This window comes from Klebsiella sp. C349492 (genome assembly GCF_042055345.1).
Classification (GTDB): Bacteria; Pseudomonadota; Gammaproteobacteria; order Enterobacterales; family Enterobacteriaceae; genus Klebsiella; species Klebsiella scottii.
Map to the genome: position 1 here is coordinate 741,081 of NZ_JANQCE010000001.1, position 18,767 is coordinate 759,847.

General features: G+C 59.3%; 14 protein-coding genes. 10 read left to right on the forward strand and 4 right to left on the reverse strand.

Features of this window, described 5'->3' with window-relative positions; translation table 11 throughout:
* The first annotated feature begins 2 nt into the window (after positions 1-2).
* The 7 genes from pcaF to NWP14_RS03625 all read left to right on the forward strand — a co-directional run bounded on the left by pcaF (position 3) and on the right by NWP14_RS03625 (position 7,092).
* Positions 3-1,205, forward strand: coding sequence for a 3-oxoadipyl-CoA thiolase (pcaF, locus tag NWP14_RS03595; protein ID WP_375215091.1), 1,203 nt, complete (start codon positions 3-5; stop codon positions 1,203-1,205).
* Positions 1,206-1,214: 9 nt separating this feature from the next.
* Entirely contained in the window at positions 1,215-2,567 is a 1,353-nt protein-coding gene (locus tag NWP14_RS03600) for a 3-carboxy-cis,cis-muconate cycloisomerase (RefSeq protein WP_375214782.1), read from the forward strand.
* Complete coding sequence (pcaD, locus tag NWP14_RS03605) at positions 2,557-3,321, forward strand: 3-oxoadipate enol-lactonase (protein WP_375214783.1); 765 nt, start codon at positions 2,557-2,559, stop codon at positions 3,319-3,321. The genes NWP14_RS03600 and pcaD overlap by 11 nt, the downstream gene beginning before the upstream one ends.
* Positions 3,314-3,703, forward strand: a complete 390-nt coding sequence (pcaC, locus tag NWP14_RS03610; RefSeq protein ID WP_375214784.1) for a 4-carboxymuconolactone decarboxylase — start codon at positions 3,314-3,316, stop codon at positions 3,701-3,703. Before pcaD ends, pcaC begins: the two co-directional genes overlap by 8 nt.
* A gap of 184 nt (positions 3,704-3,887) precedes the next feature.
* A complete protein-coding gene (locus tag NWP14_RS03615) occupies positions 3,888-4,343 on the forward strand; it encodes a MarR family transcriptional regulator (protein ID WP_375214785.1) in 456 nt (151 codons plus the stop codon).
* A 24-nt stretch (positions 4,344-4,367) separates the two neighbouring features.
* The gene (locus NWP14_RS03620; RefSeq protein WP_095103203.1) at positions 4,368-5,546 is read left to right on the forward strand and encodes an efflux RND transporter periplasmic adaptor subunit; all 1,179 of its coding nucleotides are present in this window, start codon (positions 4,368-4,370) and stop codon (positions 5,544-5,546) included.
* A 10-nt stretch (positions 5,547-5,556) separates the two neighbouring features.
* Complete coding sequence (locus NWP14_RS03625; protein ID WP_375214786.1) at positions 5,557-7,092, forward strand: DHA2 family efflux MFS transporter permease subunit; 1,536 nt, start codon at positions 5,557-5,559, stop codon at positions 7,090-7,092.
* 428 nt (positions 7,093-7,520) lie between these two features.
* Here the strand turns inward: NWP14_RS03625 and fumA are convergent, their stop codons facing one another.
* Together fumA and NWP14_RS03635 are read right to left on the reverse strand one after the other, a co-directional pair.
* Positions 7,521-9,170 carry a class I fumarate hydratase FumA gene (gene fumA, locus NWP14_RS03630; RefSeq protein ID WP_375214787.1) on the reverse strand — a complete coding sequence of 550 codons (1,650 nt, stop codon included), beginning with the start codon at positions 9,168-9,170 and terminating at the stop codon, positions 7,521-7,523.
* A 53-nt stretch (positions 9,171-9,223) separates the two neighbouring features.
* Positions 9,224-10,735, reverse strand: coding sequence for an anion permease (locus NWP14_RS03635; RefSeq protein ID WP_095103208.1), 1,512 nt, complete (start codon positions 10,733-10,735; stop codon positions 9,224-9,226).
* A 634-nt stretch (positions 10,736-11,369) separates the two neighbouring features.
* Here NWP14_RS03635 and NWP14_RS03640 point away from each other — a divergent pair.
* Positions 11,370-14,147 carry a flavocytochrome c gene (locus NWP14_RS03640; protein WP_375214788.1) on the forward strand — a complete coding sequence of 926 codons (2,778 nt, stop codon included), beginning with the start codon at positions 11,370-11,372 and terminating at the stop codon, positions 14,145-14,147.
* A 54-nt stretch (positions 14,148-14,201) separates the two neighbouring features.
* Positions 14,202-15,155, forward strand: coding sequence for an FAD:protein FMN transferase (locus NWP14_RS03645; RefSeq protein ID WP_375214789.1), 954 nt, complete (start codon positions 14,202-14,204; stop codon positions 15,153-15,155).
* Here NWP14_RS03645 and dcuR read toward each other — a convergent pair.
* Both dcuR and NWP14_RS03655 read right to left on the reverse strand, forming a co-directional pair.
* Positions 15,136-15,855 (reverse strand): two-component system response regulator DcuR, encoded by a 720-nt coding sequence (gene dcuR / locus NWP14_RS03650; RefSeq protein WP_095103214.1) that lies wholly within the window; start codon positions 15,853-15,855, stop codon positions 15,136-15,138. The two genes, NWP14_RS03645 and dcuR, sit on opposite strands and share 20 nt — an antisense overlap.
* Entirely contained in the window at positions 15,852-17,471 is a 1,620-nt protein-coding gene (locus NWP14_RS03655; RefSeq protein WP_331834307.1) for a sensor histidine kinase, read from the reverse strand. Before NWP14_RS03655 ends, dcuR begins: the two co-directional genes overlap by 4 nt.
* 174 nt (positions 17,472-17,645) lie before the next feature.
* On the opposite strand from NWP14_RS03655, the gene NWP14_RS03660 reads away from it, so the two are divergent.
* Positions 17,646-18,566 carry an N-acetylmuramic acid 6-phosphate etherase gene (locus NWP14_RS03660; protein WP_095103571.1) on the forward strand — a complete coding sequence of 307 codons (921 nt, stop codon included), beginning with the start codon at positions 17,646-17,648 and terminating at the stop codon, positions 18,564-18,566.
* The last annotated feature ends 201 nt before the right edge of the window (positions 18,567-18,767 follow it).

The following is an 18,767-nucleotide window of genomic DNA, read 5'->3' on the forward strand; positions in this document are numbered from 1 at the left end:
TGATGAATCAGGCATTTATCTGTGATGCGGTACGTACACCCTTCGGTCGCTTTGCGGGCGCTCTGGCGCCGATGCGCGCCGACGATTTAGGCGCGCTGCCGCTAAAAGCGCTGCTGGAGCGCAATCCGGGGCTGGATCCTTCACGCATCGATGACGTGATTTACGGCTGCGCCAACCAGGCCGGTGAGGATAACCGCAACGTCGCGCGCATGGCGCTGCTGCTGGCTGGCCTTCCGGAAACGGTTCCCGGAAGCACCATTAACCGTCTGTGCGGCTCGAGCCTTGATGCGATCGGCGTCGCAGCGCGGGCGATTAAAAGCGGCGAGACTCAGCTGATGATCGCCGGCGGGGTAGAGAGCATGTCGCGCGCGCCCTTTGTCATGGGTAAAGCTGAAAACGCCTATAGCCGCAGCATGCAGATTGAAGATACCACTATCGGCTGGCGCTTTATCAACGCGCGGATGAAGGCGCTGTATGGCGTCGATTCGATGCCGGAAACCGCCGAAAACGTGGCCGCTGATTTCGCGATTTCGCGCGCAGACCAGGACGCTTTCGCCCTGCGCAGCCAGCGGCGAACCGCAGAGGCGCAGGAGGCCGGGCGCTTTGCCGATGAGCTCATCGCGGTCTCGATCCCGCAGCGTAAGGGCGAGCCGCTGCTGTTCACCCGCGATGAGCACCCGCGCAGCACCTCGCTGGAGGCGCTGGCGAAGCTAAAAGGCGTGGTGCGTGCCGACGGCTCGGTGACCGCCGGCAACGCTTCGGGGGTCAACGACGGGGCCTGCGCGCTGCTGCTGTCAAGCGAACAGGCGCTGATGGCGAACGACCTGCAGCCGCTGGCGCGCGTTGTCGGCGTGGCGACGGCCGGGGTCGCGCCAAGAATTATGGGCTTCGGCCCGGCTCCGGCAGTGCGCAAGGTGCTGGCATTGACCGGGCTGACGCTGGCGCAGATGGATGTTATTGAACTCAACGAAGCCTTTGCCGCGCAGGCGCTGGCGGTGACGCGCGATTTAGGCCTGCCGGACGACGCCGCGCACGTTAACCCTAACGGCGGAGCGATTGCCTTAGGCCATCCGCTGGGCGCATCCGGCGGGCGGCTGGCGATGACCGCCGCCTATCAGCTACGGCGCACCGGCGGCCGCTACGCGCTGTGCACCATGTGCATCGGCGTCGGCCAGGGAATTGCGCTGATTATTGAACGTGTTTAAGGAGCCAAAATGAGTTTGCTGACCCCGATGATGCGCACCAGCCCGCTAACCGCCTGGTTTAGCGATGCGCAGCGGGTACAGGGGATGCTGGATTTTGAAGCCGCGCTGGTTCGTGCCCAGGCCGCCTGTGGCATTGTGCCGCAGTTCGCCGTCGCGCCGGTGGTCAACGCCTGTCGCCATTCGCAGATCGATTTTTCCGCTCTGGGACAGGCGGCGACCCGCGCCGGTAACCTGGCGATCCCGCTGGTCAAACAGCTCACCGCCTGCGTTAACGCCGCGGACCCGCAGGCCGCTCGCTACGTGCACTGGGGAGCCACCAGCCAGGATGCTATCGACAGCGGTCTGGTTCTGCAGCTGCGCGGCGCGCTGGTGGAGACCGACTTGCTGCTGCAGCGCCTGACAGCTGAGTTTGCGCTGCAGGCGCAGCGGCATCAGCATGCGGTCATGCCGGGGCGCACCTGGATGCAGCACGCGCTGCCGGTGACCTTTGGCCTCAAGCTTGCGGGCACCCTCGATGCGCTGCTGCGCTGGCAGCTGCGGCTGCGAGAAATGCGCGCCCGCGTCCTGGTGCTGCAGTTTGGCGGCGCGGCGGGCACGCTGGACGCGTTAAAAGGGCGCGGGCCGGAGGTCGCCGGGCAGCTGGCGACCGAGCTTGGCCTGGCGCTGCCGGACGCCCCGTGGCACAGCCAGCGCGATCGGCTGCTGGAAGTGGGCGCCTGGTACGCCGGGGTCTGCGGGACGTTGGGAAAATTTGCCAACGACTTTTCGCTGCTGATGCAAACGGAAGTTGCCGAAGTTGCGGAGCCGGTAGGGGAAGGCCGCGGCGGCTCGTCGACGATGCCGCACAAGCGTAATCCGATCGCCTGCGCGGCGATTCTGACGGCGGCCCAGCGCACGCCGGGCCTGGTGGCCTGCCTGTATGCCGGCCAGATCCAGCAGCACGAGCGCGCGCTCGGCGGCTGGCAGGCGGAGTGGGAAACGCTGCCGGAGCTGATTACCCTCGTCGGCGGCGCGCTGCAACAAAGCGTCGATCTGGTGCGCGATATGCAGGTTTTCCCGCAAAAAATGCGCGCCGATCTCGATATGACCCACGGCCTGATTATGGCTGAAGCGGTCACTCTGGCGCTGGCGGAGTTTATCGGTAAGGCCGACGCCCATCATCGGGTCGAGGCGCTGTGCCGTCAGGCGATTGACCAGTCGCGCCCGCTGCTGGCGCTGCTGGAAAGCGATCCTCTGGTGAGCCAGCACTTTAGCGCAAGCCGTTTAACCCAGCTGCTGGACCCGACAACGGCGACCGGCAGTGCGGAAATTTTTGTGCGCCAGGTCGTGGCGCGTTACAAGGAACAACGTGATGAACCTTGATTACCAGATTGACGGGCCGGAAGGTGCGCCGGTTATCGTTCTGTCCAACTCGCTGGGCACCACCCGATCGATGTGGCAGCCGCAGCTGGCTGCCCTAACCGCGCAGTTTCGCGTGCTGCGTTACGACACCCACGGTCATGGTCAAACCGCTAAAAGCGGTAAAGTGACCCTCGCCCAGCTTGGCGAAGACGTTATTGCGCTGCTCGATCATCTGCAAATTGAGAAAGCCTGGTTTTGCGGGATTTCGATGGGCGGGCTGACCGGACTATGGCTGGGACGCTTTGCCCCGGAACGATTTTACGCCATCGCGGTGGCCAATACCGCCGCGCGGATTGGCGACCAGGCCAGCTGGCTCTCGCGGGCGCGGGCCGTCCGTCAGGAGGGGATGGATGTCGTCGCCGCCGGCGCGGCGGATCGCTGGTTTACCCACGCCTTTCGTCAGAAAGCGCCGGAGGTGGTGGAGTCGCTATGCCATCAGCTGACCCATAGCGATGCCGAAGGGTATGCCGCCTGTTGTGAAGCGCTGGCGGCGGCCGACCTGCGTAGCGAAGTGGGGCACATTAGTCTTCCAACCCTGATTATCGCCGGGGAAAGTGACCCTGTCACGACGGTGGCGGATGCTGACTTTTTGCATCAGCAGATCCCCGCCTCGCAGGTGGTGGTAGTGGCCGCATCGCATCTGTCTAATATCGAAGCGGCGGGGGTATTCAGCGCCACATTGCTGGGGTTCTTCCGGGGGGAACGGCATGGATGATAAAGCGCGTTATGAGGAGGGAATGGGCCTACGGCGCAAGGTGCTGGGCGATGCGCACGTCGACCGCACGCTGGACAAGCTGACCCCGCTTAATGCCGAGTTTCAGGATTTTATTACCCGCTACGCATGGGGCGAAACCTGGACCCGGCCGGGGCTGGATCACCATACTCGCAGTATGATCACCATCGCGATGCTGATAGCGCTTAACCGCGAAGCGGAGCTCAAAATGCATCTGCGCGCTGCGTTTAATAACGGCGTGACCCGCGATGAGCTCAAGGAGTTGATTATGCACTCCGCGCTCTACTGCGGTCTGCCTGCGGCCAACGCCACGATGCACCTGGTGCAGCAGGTGTTTGACGAGCTGGACGCGCAGCAGGCGTAAGCAAGCGTTCTCGGGCCGGGCGTTTGCGCCCGGCTTTCCTCGCGTTAACCCTCTATTTTGTTGACCTCTTCCGGCGCAACCGTCGGCGCTCGTCCTGACAAAATGTGCGATCTTCTTGACACGGCGTTGACAAATAGATGCCTGGTCAGTAATTTCATCTGCAATTACTGACCAGGCAAATATCATGAGTAACCATCCGGGTATTATCAATAACAAGTTCCACTTGGGTTTATTAATTCATCTGGCAAACCAGTATAAAGACCAGCTAATCAGCCAGTACTTCTCCGGCATGGATATCACTGCCGCCCAGTTTAAGGTGCTGATCAGCATCTATAAGGGCGTCACCAGTCCGGTTGAGATCAGCAAAAATCTGGTCATGGATGCCGGGGCGATGAGCCGCATGGTGGATCGCATGGTTAAGCGCGATCTCATCAGCCGTTCGCCTAATCCGCAGGATAAGCGGCAGGTCGTGCTGGCGCTGAGCGGCAAAGGCGAGCTGATTTGCGAGCGCTTTGTTAATGAAGCGCTGGCGTCAATCATCAGCGACCTTACCGCCCGACTGACCCCCGACGAGTCTCGTTTACTGGTAGAGCTAATGACAAAAATGCTGCCAGACGAAATTGTTGCCCCTCATCGCTAACGTATTCAAGAAGGTCCGGACAAGATGGAAACCACACCTGCACAGCACGCCGAGCGCGGCAGCAAGCGCAAACGCAACTTTATTATTTTACTGATTATTCTGCTTCTGGCCGCCGCAGGCGGCCTGGCATGGTACCTGCTGTACGCCCGCTACTATGAATCGACCGACGATGCCTACGTCAACGGCAACCAGGTAACGCTGACCCCGCAAATCGGCGGTACGGTGACCCAGGTTACGGTGGATGAGGGCGACTTTGTGCAGAAGGGGCAGCCGCTGGTGCTGCTCGATCCGAGCGATACCGAAATTGCGCTGCAGCAGGCGGAAGCCAATCTGGCCAACACCGTGCGTCAGGTTCGCGGACTCTACAGCACGGCGGATAACTACCGTGCCCAGGTCGCGGCGAAAAGGGTTGCCCTGCAGACGGCGCAAAACGACTACGCCCGGCGGCAGAAAATCTTCCAGAGCGGCGCCATCGCTGCGGAAGATCTCTCCCACTATCGGGATGCGGTCACCAGCGCGCAGAGCGACTTAGCCGCCGCTCAGGAGGCGTTACGCACCAACACGGCGATGGTTGATGACACGGTTATCGACAGTCATCCCGAAATCAAAAGCGCGGTGGCCACGCTGCGTCAGCGCTATCTGGATAATTCGCGCAGCACCATCGTTGCGCCGGTCAGCGGCTTTGTAGCCAAACGCGCGGTCCAGCTCGGCATGCGCGTCGATTCGGGGACCACCCTGATGGCTATCGTGCCGCTGAATGAGGTTTGGGTCGACGCCAACTTCAAAGAGAGTCAGATGAACGCGATGCGCCTGGGGCAGAAAGTGACGCTCAGCGCGGATCTTTACGGCGACGACGTGGAATATCACGGCACCATTGAAAGCCTGGGCATTGGCACCGGCAGCGCGTTCTCGCTGCTCCCCGCGCAGAACGCCAGCGGCAACTGGATCAAAATCGTCCAGCGTCTGCCGGTACGCATCACGCTGGACCCGCACGATATGCAGAAAAACCCGCTGCGGGTGGGGCTGTCGATGAACGTTCGCGTTGATATTCGCGATACCGATGGCCATCTGCTGCCGCAGCAAACCGTTAGCGCCCCGCGTTTCACCACGGATGTGTATCAGAACCCGCTGGAACAGGCGGACCAGCTGGTGGCTAAAATCCTTCATGACAACAGCAAAGCGGTAGCCGCCGGCGCCCGTTAAGAGAGACGTTATGCAAGATAAGGCCGCATTTACGCCGCCCAATATGTGGCTGGCGGTGCTCGCGCTGTCGCTGGCCACGTTTATGCAGGTGCTGGACTCCACTATTGCCAACGTGGCGCTGCCGACGATTGCCGGCAACCTCGGGGTGAGCGCCGATCAGGGGACCTGGGTTATCACCTCCTTTGCGGTGTGTAACGCCATTGCGCTGCCGCTGACCGGCTGGTTTACCCGGCGCTTCGGCCAGCTAAAGCTGTTTATCGGCTCGGTGGTGCTGTTTACCCTGACGTCGTTCCTGTGCGGCTTTGCCCACAGCATGAGCGAGCTGATTATCTTTCGCGCCCTGCAGGGTTTTTTCGCCGGACCGATGTTCCCGATGTGCCAGACGCTGCTGCTGGTTATCTTCCCGTCGAGCAAGCGCAGCATGGCGCTCGCGCTGCTGTCGATGGTGACGGTGGTGGCGCCGATTGTCGGGCCTATAACCGGCGGCTGGATCACCGATAACTACTCCTGGCCGTGGATTTTCTACATCAACGTGCCGATCGGCATCTTCGCCGCGATCGTCGTCTGGACGCAGATGCGCGCGCGGGAAGAGACCACCACCCATGCGCCGATTGACTACATCGGCATTGCGCTGTTGGTGCTTGGCGTCGGGCTGCTGCAGGTGGTGCTGGACAAAGGCAACGATCTCGACTGGTTCGCCTCAATTCACATCGTTGTGATGTCGACGATTTCGGCGATTTCGCTGGTTGCGTTTGTCATCTGGGAGCTGGGCGAGCGCCATCCGATCGTCAACCTGCGCCTGTTTAAGGACCGTAACTTTGCGATCGGTACGCTTTCGCTGACCCTGGGCTATGCGGCGTTCTTTGCCATCAATATTATTTTGCCGCAGTGGCTGCAAACGCAGATGGGCTATACCGCCATTTGGGCCGGGCTTGCCGCCGCGCCGATGGGCGTGCTGCCGCTGGTGATGACGCCGGTTATTGGCCGCTACGCCAATAATTTCGACCTGCGTATTTTGGCTTCGCTCTCGTTCCTGACGATGGGGGCTTCCTGCCTTATTCGCGCGCAGTTCAACACCGACGTCGATTTTCGCACTATCGCCGAAGTGCAGCTGTTTATGGGGATTGGCGTCGCGTTTTTCTTTATGCCGATCACCACTATCGTGCTGTCGAACCTCAGCGGGGCGGAGGTGGCGGAAGGCTCCGGTCTGGCGACCTTCTTCCGCGTGCTGGGCGGCTCGTTTGCGTCTTCGCTGACCACATGGATCTGGTCGCGTCGGGAGGTGTTCCACCATGCCAACCTGACCGAAAGCGTCTCTGCTTATAATCCGGCGGCGGTGGACTACGTGGAGAAGATGGGCGGAGCGACCCAGCAGCATATGGCGCTGATCGATAAAACCATTGAGCAGCAGGCCTATATGATGTCGACCATCGACTACTTCTGGGTTTTAGGCTGGGGCTTTATGGCGCTGATTGTGGTTATCTGGTTTGCCCGTCCGCCGTTCAGCCGCGCCGGAGCGCCGGGCGCGCCCTCGGCCGGTCACTAGCCGCGGGGTGATAAAAAACGTGCCCGAGCTGCGCCTGTCAATTCGATCGTTGCCTGCTTTTTCCTCGACCGTTGTTGCTCTCCGCAGTGATGGACATTTTGGGATGAAAAGGCGTGCAGCGGGGCCCTGGACCCCGCTGAAATCGGCGAACCGAAGGCCGGAAGACAAGGGCTGGCCGCCAGGGATGGCGGCAAGAGGCGAATCGAGACAGGAGCGAGCCCCGGAACGGGCGAGCAGGTCGAGTTGAGCCGATCGCAGGCTGCAGGCCGTGCGCAGCACCGATTTCCGTGCGGGACCGCGGGGATTGTTAAGGGGAAGACGGTTATCTTCCCCTTAACCCGGTCACCTCGCACTGAGGCCGCATGTTCTGCCTGACGTAGGGTGAACGGAATACCTCTTAGCTCAGCGCCCGGCTTTAGCCGGCAACATTACCGCTGGGCACAGCCGTTACACTGCTGGTTCTGGATCTGCTGGAAGAAGTCGTTGCCTTTATCATCCACCAGAATAAACGCCGGGAAGTCTTCCACCTCGATTTTCCAGATAGCCTCCATTCCCAGCTCCGGATAAGCCACGCACTCAAGGCTCTTAATACTCTGCTGTGCCAGCACCGCCGCCGGCCCGCCGATGCTGCCGAGATAGAAGCCGCCGTGCTTATGGCAGGCATCGGTCACCTGCTGGCTGCGGTTGCCTTTCGCCAGCATCACCATGCTCGCGCCGTGGGACTGCAGGAGATCGACGTAGGAGTCCATCCTTCCGGCGGTGGTCGGCCCCAGCGAACCTGACGCATAACCCTCCGGCGTTTTCGCCGGACCGGCGTAGTAGATCGGGTGATCTTTCACATACTGCGGCAGCGCTTCACCGTTATCCAGCAGCTCCTTGAGCTTAGCGTGGGCGATATCGCGGGCGACGATAATCGTGCCGTTCAGCGTCAGGCGGGTTGAAACCGGATGGGCCGAAAGCTGCTTGAGGATATCGTTCATCGGCTGATTGAGGTCAATGCTGACGACCTGGCCTTCACCCTGCCGGCGCAGCGCTTCCGGGATGTACTGGCCGGGGTTGCTCTCCAGTTTCTCAATCCAGATCCCGTGACGGTTGATCTTCGCCTTGATGTTGCGGTCGGCGGAGCAGGAAACCCCCATCCCGACCGGGCAGGAGGCGCCGTGGCGCGGCAGGCGAATCACGCGGATGTCGTGGGCAAAGTACTTGCCGCCAAACTGCGCGCCGAAGCCGAGATCCCGCGCGGCCAGCAGCAGCTCCTGCTCCAGCTGCACGTCGCGGAACGCCTGGCCGTGCTCGTTGCCTTCGGTTGGCAGGTCGTCGTAATAGTGGGTGGAGGCCAGCTTAACGGTTTTCAGCGTCGATTCCGCAGAGGTCCCGCCGATAACAAAAGCAATGTGGTACGGCGGGCAGGCGGCGGTGCCGAGGGTACGCATCTTCTCGACGAGGTAGTTTTTCAGCTTCGCCGGGGTAATCAGCGCCTTGGTTTCCTGATAGAGATAGGTTTTGTTGGCCGAACCGCCGCCTTTTGCCATGCACAAGAATTTGTATTCGTCGCCGTCAACGCTGTACAGATCGATCTGCGCCGGCAGGTTGGTGCCGGTGTTGACCTCTTTATACATATCCAGCGCGGCGTTTTGCGAATAGCGCAGGTTATCTTCGGTATAGGTGTTGTAGACGCCGCGCGCCAGCGCCGCTTCGTCGCCGCCGCCGGTCCACACCCGCTGGCCTTTCTTGCCCATGATGATGGCGGTGCCGGTGTCCTGACAGGTGGGCAGAATGCCCTTGGCGGCAATCTCTGAGTTACGCAGGAACTGCAGGGCGACGTACTTGTCGTTTTCGCTGGCCTCGGGATCGAGCAGAATGGCCGCTACCTGCTGCTGGTGGGAAACGCGCAGCATAAAGGCCGCGTCGTGAAATGCCTGCTGGGCCAGCAGGGTGAGCGCTTCAGGCGCAACCTTGAGAATTTCCTCGCCCTCGAACCCGGCGACGCTGACGTGCTCTTTGCTCAGCAGATAGTATTCAGTCTTATCTTTCGCCAGCGGAAAAGCTTCCTGATAAACAAACGGTTTAGTCGACATTGTTTAAGCTCCCTAAGAGTAAAACCGCCGGGAGTGACCCCGACGGTTGTGAATCAGAACATCATGGACATCCACGGATAACCAATCAGCAGCAGGGCGGCCAGGAAGATGGCGCCGAAGATGGTGCCGAGGCGCCAGTAGTCTTTGGTCGGCAGATAGCCGCTGCCGTAGTAGATCGGGCTGGGGCCGGTACCGTACGGGGTGATGATCCCCATAATGCCCAGCGAAGTGACCATCAGCAGTACGAATACCTGCATATTCATACCCGGAATGGTGGAGGCGATGGTCAGCATGGCCGGCAGCAGCGCGGTGGTATGGGCGGTGGTGCTGGCAAACAGGTAGTGCAGCAGGTAGAACGCCAGCAGCAGCAAGATGGTGGCGACTCCCGGAGAGATACCGCTCATCAGCGCGCCGCCTTCTTTACCCAGCCAGGCGATAAAGCCGGTGGAGGAGAGGCCATCCGCCAGCGCCACCAGGGTGGCGAACCAGACGAAGGTATTCCACGCCGCTTTATTATTGGTGATATCGCTCCATGACAGAACGCCGGTCCACAGCATCAGGACGATGACCAGCAGCGCCGCCAGCGCCGGTTCAATCCACTCGGCGGCGAAGATCCACATCGTCAGCGCGAAGCAGACGAACACCAGCAGCAGAATTTCATTACGCGACAGCCGACCCAGTTTTTCCAGCTCACGCGCGGCCCACAGCGGCACCTCATCATTCACCTTCACCTCCGGCGGATAGAACCAGTAGGCCAGCAGCGGCATCACCAGAATCAGCAGCACGCCCACCGGCAGGAAGGCGATAAACCAGGTGCCCCAGGAGATATTGATACCGACAATACTTTTCACCAGCGCGAGGGCCAGCAGGTTAGGCGCCAGCGCCGAGAGGAACATCGAGCTGGTAATACAGGCGGCGGTAATAGCCACCCACATCAGATAGGAACCGATCCGCCGGGCGCTAGGGTCGTTAGGCTTAGAGCCATACAGCGGCGGCAGGTTGGCGATAATCGGGTAAATCGTCCCGCCGCTACGGGCGGTATTCGACGGAGTGAAGGGGGCCAGCAGCAGGTCGGCAAAAGTGATGGCGTAGCCCAACGTCAGGCTGCGGCGGCCGAGGTATTTTACCAGAATCAGCGCCAGACGGCGTCCAAACTGGGTTTTGTCGTAGCCAGCGGCAAACATAAAGGCGCCGAAAATCAGCCACACGGTAGAGTTACCAAAGCCGCTTACCGCCCACTTAAACGAGGCGCCGGCAAGCTTGAATTTGGGGTCCGCCAGCTGCGCCGGATCGAATAGCAGCCACTGGCTGCACAGGGCGATAACCACCACCCCGGTGATCCCGATCACCGCCCCGGGAAGGGGTTCGAAAATCAGACCGACGATCACGCCGACGAAAATGGCAAAGTAGTGCCAGGCATATGGCGGCAGGCCATCAGGCACCGGGATGAAAAGTAGCAGTACGGCCACGATAATGGGCAGCGCCATCATCAGCAGACGACTTTTATCAACAGCCTTAGGACTGGCTGCACCGGCAGGCGGCGTGGTTGTCTTTTTCTCTTTCATAATGAGTATCTGCAAGTAGTTAAAAATAAGGTTTAGTCATCGGTGACTTCTGGTTTCTTTAATTTAAAAACTTTCTTTAGTTATTAATCATTGGCTTTTATTATCACCGCGACGGTTATTTAACGCATTTTTTAGGGCGCTAAATTAAATCTGTTGGTTATTTATATATTGCTCTTTGATGTCGAATTGCAATTGATTGAGATCAATAAATCCAGGGGTGTGGCGTTTTTTTTACTTCGCGTAATAACCCTACTGGAGAGGGTGGTTATTTGTGCGAAATATCGCTAAATGTTAAAAATAAGTCGGTTTTTAGAGTCTTTATGAAACAGGATTATCTTTTAACGTGTTGATTTTTATTGGTTAAAGTATTGACGATCATTTTATTTATTATTAACAAAAGTATCTTATTTGTTATCGATATTATGCTTTATGTAAACGTTGTATTTTAAAAAAATAATACGATAGAGGTAGTGATGTTATTGTTGGTATTAAATAGTTTTTTAACTAACGTAAGTGATTTGGTAACTAAAAAATTCGCTATATTATTAGCATGACAACAGGAATTAAAAGCACAACTAAAAATAAATTCCTTACCGAATTCTGAATTTCAATATTTAAAATCTGGAGTATTACTATGACCAGTAATCAACGTATTTTGCAGCCCTTTACCTTACCAAACGGAACTGAGCTAAAAAACCGCCTGTTTATGGCACCGATGACCACCTGCACCGGCTATTTTGACGGCTCCGTCACCAGCGAGCTGGTGGAGTACTACCGCGCCCGAGCGGGCAGCATCGGTACCATTATCGTCGAGTGCTGCTTTATCGATGACTATGGCCTGGCTTTCCCTGGCGCCATAGGCATCGACAATGATGACAAAATTGCCGGCCTGGCCAAAATTGCCGAAGCCATCCAGGCGGAAGGGTCGAAAGCCGTTTTGCAGATCTATCACGGCGGCCGCATGGTCGACCCGCAGCTTATCGGCGGCCGACAGCCGGTAGCGCCGAGCGCGCTGGCCGCTCCGCGCGACGGCGCCGCGATGCCGTGCGCGCTAAGCGCTGAGGAAGTAGAGGAGACGATCGCGAAATTTGGTGACGGCGTCCGCCGCGCGATTCAGGCCGGTTTTGACGGGGTCGAAATTCACGGCGCCAATACCTATCTTATCCAGCAGTTCTATTCCCCTAACTCTAACCAGCGTGACGACTGCTGGGGCGGCAGCCGCGATAATCGCGCCAGATTCCCGCTGGCGGTACTGGATATCACCCATAAAATGGTCAGCCAGTACGCGGACGACGCTTTTATTATCGGCTACCGTTTCTCGCCGGAAGAGCTGGAAGAGCCGGGCATCCGCTTTGACGACACCCTCTACCTGCTGGAAAAACTGGCGGCGCGGGGCCTCGACTATCTGCACTTCTCGGTAGGCGCCTCGCTGCGCCCCTCCATCGTCGATACCTGCGATCCGACGCCGCTGATTGAAAAATACTGCGCGCTGCGCTCCGCTAACCTCGCGCAGGTTCCGGTGATGGGCGTTGGCGGGATCGTTAACGCCGCAGATGCCGAGCAGGGGCTGGATCGCGGCTACGATCTGATCGCCGTTGGGCGGGCCTGCATTGCCTATCCTGACTGGACCGACCGCGTTGCCGATGGCGAAAATCTGGAGCTGTTTATCGACAGCACCCGGCGTGAAGCCCTGCATATTCCGGAGCCGCTGTGGCGCTTCTCGCTGGTGGAAGCGATGATCCGCGATATGAGCATGGGCGATGCGAAGTTTAAGCCCGGCGTCTTTGTTGAAACCGTACAGGACGAGGCCAGCGAGCTGGTTATCCACGTCAGCCTTGAGAGCGATCGCATTGCCGACGTGGAGCTGGCCTCCAGCGCGGTACAGACCGTGGAGTTCACCACCAGCTTTGAAGAGATCCGCGAGCGCATTTTGACCGCCAACACTCCGCACGTTGACGCCATATCCGGCGCCACCAGCCAAAGCGAGGCGGTGAAAAAAGCGGTATCCAAAGCGATGCTGAAATCCAGCAAAGCGCTGGCGATTGAAGAGGGCGGCGACGATCGCGCGGTGAAAAGCTACGACGTGGTGGTGGTGGGCAGCGGCGGCGCGGGTCTGGCGGCGGCGATTCAGGCCCATGATGAAGGCGCCAGCGTGCTGCTCGTTGAAAAAATGCCGACTATCGGCGGCAACACCATTAAAGCCTCCGCCGGGATGAACGCCGCGGAAACGCGCTTCCAGCGGGTAAAAGGGATCGTGGACAGCAAAGAGCTGTTCTATCAGGAAAGCCTGAAGGGCGGGCATAACAAAAACAACCCTGAGCTGCTGCGCCGCTTTGTTGAAAACGCCCCGGAGGCGATTGAGTGGCTGGCCCGCCGCGGGATCATGCTTAACGATATCACCACCACCGGCGGGATGAGCATTGATCGTACCCACCGTCCGCGCGACGGGTCGGCGGTCGGCGGCTATCTGATTAGCGGCCTGGTGCGCAATATCAGCAAACGCGGGATTGACGTGATGCTGGACACCTCGGTCGAAGAGATCCTGATGGCAAACGACGAAGTGAGCGGCGTACGTCTGCTCAACGATGAGCAGGAGCGCTTCGACGTGCAGACGAAGAGCATCGTGGTCGCCACCGGCGGCTTCAGCGCCAACAGCGCGATGGTGGTGAAGTACCGTCCGGATCTCGCCGGTTTTGTCACCACCAACCATAAAGGGGCGACCGGCGGCGGCATCGCGCTGCTGGAACGCATCGGCGCCGGCACCGTGGATATGGGCGAAATCCAGATCCACCCGACCGTTGAGCAGAAGACTTCATACCTGATTTCGGAGTCGATTCGCGGCGGCGGAGCCATTCTGGTGAGCCAGCAGGGGCGGCGCTTCTTTAACGAAATGGCGACCCGCGATAAAGTATCGGCGGCGATTATCGCGCTGCCGGAGCAGTACGCCTGGATCGTCTTTGACGAGCATGTGCGGGCAAAAAACAAAGCGGCAGATGAATATATCGCCAAAGGCCTGGCCACCAGCGCCAGCTCCCCGCGCGAACTGGCGGAGACGCTGGGGATGGATTACCATGCCTTCCTTGCCACCCTCGAACGCTACAACGGCTTTGTTGAAAACCAGCGTGACGATGATTTTGGCCGGACCACCGCGCTGCGGGCGCCGATTAACGAAGGGCCGTTCCATGCGATCCGCATCGCCCCGGGCGTTCACCACACTATGGGCGGGGTGACGATTAATACCGCGACCGCGGTGTTAAATACCGCTCAGCAGCCGATTCCCGGCGCCTATGCCGCCGGGGAAGTGGTCGGCGGCATCCACGGCGGCAACCGTATCGGCGGCAATGCGGTGGCGGATATCATTATCTTTGGCACCCTGGCGGGCCATGAGGCGGCAAAACGCGCCAGAGGATAACCCTTCGCGATATACCCCGGCCGCGAGCCGGGGTCATCCACAGGAGCTGCAACCATGTCTGACGATAGTCGCGTCTATAGCTACTCCGCCGTTTTAATGGGTTCGCCCATTTTGCTTAAACTGTTCCGTCACGATGATGCGCTCGCCTCCCGCACCTTCCAGCTGATTAAACGCTACGAAGATCTGCTTACCGTAAACCGCGCGCGCTCGCAGGTCATGGATATTAACCATGCCGCCGGTCGCCATGCGGTGGCCGTCAGCCGTCCGGTGTATCAGCTGATCAAATGCGCAAAAGCCGCCAGCATGGTGCGGGATAGCGCGTTCAACCTGGCGATTGGCCCGCTGGTAAAGCTCTGGCGCATCGGCTTTCAGGGGCGCAGCGTTCCGGCGGCGGCAGAGATTGCCGCCCGCCTGCCGCTGACCCGGCCGCAGGATGTGATCCTTGATGAGGCGGCGGGCAGCGTGTTTCTTGCTCAGCCGGGTATGGAGATCGACCTTGGCGCCATTGCCAAAGGCTACATTGCCGATCGGGTGCGGGATGACCTGCGGCGCCAGGGCCTCGACGCGGCGCTGATCAATCTCGGGGGTAACGTGCACACCCTCGGGGAGTGGTCCATTGGGCTGAAAAAACCCTTTGCCGCATCAGACCAGCTGGTGGGCACGATTGCGGTGAGCGGCCAGTCGGTGGTGACCTCCGGCGTCTATGAGCGCTATTTCGAGCAGGACGGCAGGCGCTGGCACCATATTCTCGACCCGCGCAGCGGCTATCCGTTGGATAACGAGCTGGAGAGCGTGACCATCATTTCTGATGACTCTCTCGACGGTGATATCTGGACCACCCTGATCTACGGCCTGGGCGTTGAGAAGGGGCGCGCAGCGCTGCGTCAACGTGAGGATATTGAAGCGATTTTTGTGACTAAAAATCGCGAAGTGATCCTCTCATCGCAGCGCCGCTTTCGCTTTCAGCTGCTGGATAGCGGCTATCGGCTTACTGACTGTACTGCTTGAGCAGGCTGTACTGCTCCGCCACCAGCCGATAGCGATAGACCGGCCGGCCGGTGGCGCCGTAGTGAATGCTGGTGTAGAGGATATTAATCTGCGCCAGCCAAATCAGATATTTGCGGCAGGAGACGCGGGAAATGTTCACCGCGACCGCCAGCTCGTCGGTGGAGAATTCGGTCGCCGGGTGCGCATCGATCCACTGGCAGAGCGTGCGCAGCGTTTGCGAGGTGAGCCCCTTCGGCAGCTTACGCGCGTCGGTTGCTTCCGGCGCGTCGCCGTGCAGCAGGCGGTCAACGTCCGCCTGCTCATAATAAGTCTGTCCGGTCATCAGCTTTCTTTTCTCGCGCCAGGCGGTTAACGCCTCCTCAAAACGCGGGAACTGGAAGGGCTTAATCAGATAATCGACAACGCCGTAGTGCATCGACGTTTGTACGGTGGCGGCATCGGCGGCGGAGGTGATCATAATCACGTCGATGGCGCGGCCGGAGGCGCGGATGGTCGGCAGCAGATCCAGCCCGCTATCGTGCTGCATATAGACGTCGAGCAGTACCAGATCGATCTCCAGCTCGTCGTCGTTAATCATCTCCCGGGCCTTATTCAGCGTAGATGCGGTGCCGCAGCAGCTGAAGCCGGAAATCCGCGCCACGTACAGGCGGTTCAGTTCGGCTACCATGGCATCGTCATCAACAATTAATACATTTATCACGCACTGTTCCTTTTACTATCCCAGGGTAGGTGGACAAAAAATTGGGTAAATACGCCGGGTTCGGACTCGACGGCAAGCGTCCCGCCCAGTTCGCGCAGCTGCTGGCTGGCAAGAAACAGGCCGACGCCGCGATTCTCGCCTTTGGTGGAGAAGCCTTTATTAAAGATGGCATCGATATTCGCCTCCGGGATCCCCGGGCCGTCGTCGCTCACTTCGCCGCTTAGCCAGCCATTTTGATAATGTAACAGCAGGCTGACTTCACCCTCGTGCTGCTCGTGCATGGCGTCGAGCGCATTCTCAATCAAATTGCCCAGTACGGTGACCAGGACGGTAATCTGCTTTTCGTTGGGGCAGTCGGGGACGAGGCTCTCCTCCGCGAGGTTAAGGCTAAACCCACGCTCTTTCGCACGCTGGATTTTACCAATCAAAAAGCCGGCTACCACCGGCGATTTTATGCGGTGCTGGATTTCGCCGATGTCGGCCTGATAGGTATGGGCGGTTTGTAGCACGTACTCCTCAAGCTTGTCATAGCTTTTCATATTCAGCAGGCCGAGGATGACGTGCAGCTTATTCATAAACTCGTGGGAAGTGGTACGCAGCGCATCCACATAGTTGACCATGCCGTCGAGTCGCTGCAGCAGCTGGCTGACCTCGGTCTTGTCGCGGAAGGTGCTGATGGCGCCGACGGTGGCGTTCTGGCTGCGCACCGGTACGGTATTGCTGATAAGCAGCAGACCGTTGCAGCCGAGCTCGCGGTCGTAAATTGGCGTCCCGGTGCGCAGGACCTCCTGTAAATCGGCGAGCAGCGGCGTATGGCCGAGGGTTTTATCGGGGCCGCTGAACAAAATTTCGCGCGCGGCCGGATTGATAAGGGTCACTTGCCCTTCGGTATCGACCGCCACCACGCCCTCTTTTAACGAGTGCAGCATCGCCTGGCGCTGCTGGTACTGGGTGGAGATCTCCTGCGGCTCCAGGCCGAGCAGCACGCGCTTGAGGCCGCGAACCAGGCTCCAGGTTCCGAGACCGCAGACCAGGGCGCTGAACAGCACGGTAAAGAGGACGTCCCAGCGGCTGTTGGCAATCTGGGTATCCACCTTGCTAAGCGAAATACCGATTGCCACGACGCCAATTTGCCGGTGGTTAGCGTCAAAGACCGGCGTAAAGGCGCGCAGGGCCGGGGCCAGCACGCCGTGGTTGACGGCAACGTTCTCCTTTCCCTGCAGCGTGGGGTTAATGTCATCGCCAATAAACCGCTTGCCGATAATCTGGCTGTTGGGGTGCGAGTAGCGAATACCCTGCATATCGGTGACCACCGCAAACAGCAGATCGTTGCGCCGGACGATCGCCTGCGCCAGCGGCTGAATAATATCGCTGTCCGCTGGCTGGGTCAGGCCGCGCTTCACTTCCGGCATATCGGCAAGCGTCCGCGCCACCGCCAGGGCGGTGTCTTTCAGCCCGTCGCGGGTGGTATCACTGATTTGGATAAACCACAGCGCGTAGACAAGCAGCAGTACCGAACCCAGCACGCTGCCAATCATCAGCGTCACGGCGGTACTCAGCTTCATGCTCTTACGGCGTTTGCGCGCGGGCGGTTCCTGCTCCGCTAACTCATTCATAACAACCCCAGGGTAAACAGCGAAGGCCTATTATCGCTGATGGTGTGAATTTCTTAAAGGCATGTAAAAAAGCAATAAACGATTCGCCGGGAACCGGGAAGCGTGACCCCACTCGCAGGAGACGGCGGTAAATATCCCTATAGTGAATGCGGAGTTATTTAAATGGAGGTTTTTATGAGCAGTAAGCCAACCGCTTCAATGACGGAACGACGCCACCCTGATACCCGCCGCATCGATAGTCTCACCACCTACGACATGCTGACGATGCTGCACGCAGACGGTCGGCAGATTGCCAACGCCATCGACGCCTGCCTGCCGGAAATGACCCGCCTGGTCGATAACGCCGCGGCGACCCTTAGCCGAGGAGGGCGGCTGGTGATTGTCGGCGCCGGCGCATCCGGACGCGCGGCCCTGCAGGCCGTCAACGAGTTTGCGCCTGAGGAGAAACATTCGCTGGTGGGGCTCATCGCCGGTGGGCCAGCGGCGGCGCTGCAGGAGATGGAAACGGCCGCCAACGACTACGATCTTGGCGCTTGCGAGCTGCAGGCGCTGCGCTTTAGCAATAACGATATGCTGCTGGCGCTGACGGTCAGCGGCAAAACGCCGTGGGTATGGGGAGCGATGCGCCACGCCTGGTCGCTCGGCGCGCCGGTCGCGGTGCTGACCCAGCAGGCGGATAGCGAAGCGGCGCAGCTGGCGGATATTATCGTTGCGCCGCAAACCGGTCCGGAAGCGGTCGCGGGGTTTGGTAACCCGAAAGCCCAGCTGGCGCAGCGGCAGCTCCTCAGCATGCTGACCACCGGGCTGGCCATTCGCGGCGGCAGGGTCTTCAGCAACCTGCGCGTCGATCTGCAGGCCACCAGCCCGCGCTGGGCTGAACGCCAAATCGCCATCGTAATGGAGGCCGCCGGCTGTTCGCGCAGTGAGGCGAAAGCCGCGCTTGCCGGCTGCAATCAGCACTGCCGGACGGCGATTTTGATGCTGCTTAGCGGGCTTGACGCATGGCGGGCGCGCGAGCTGCTGATGGAAAATAACGATCATCTGCGCATTGCGTTACAGGATAAAACGCATCAGCTGGCAGGGTCGCAGAGTTAATTCCCGGCGGCGCGCCATATTCCCGCGCGCCGCTGCTTTTACCTTATGTAACTAAAGAAACCGGCGGGGAGCGCCGTCAGCCCTTTAATTATCGCTATACGTTGACGCATTTTACTTTTATTAATCACTTTTTACTTTTTTAAGTTAAAAAAGTAAATTCAAATAATTGATTAACTGTGCGGAAAATGTAAATGATATTTT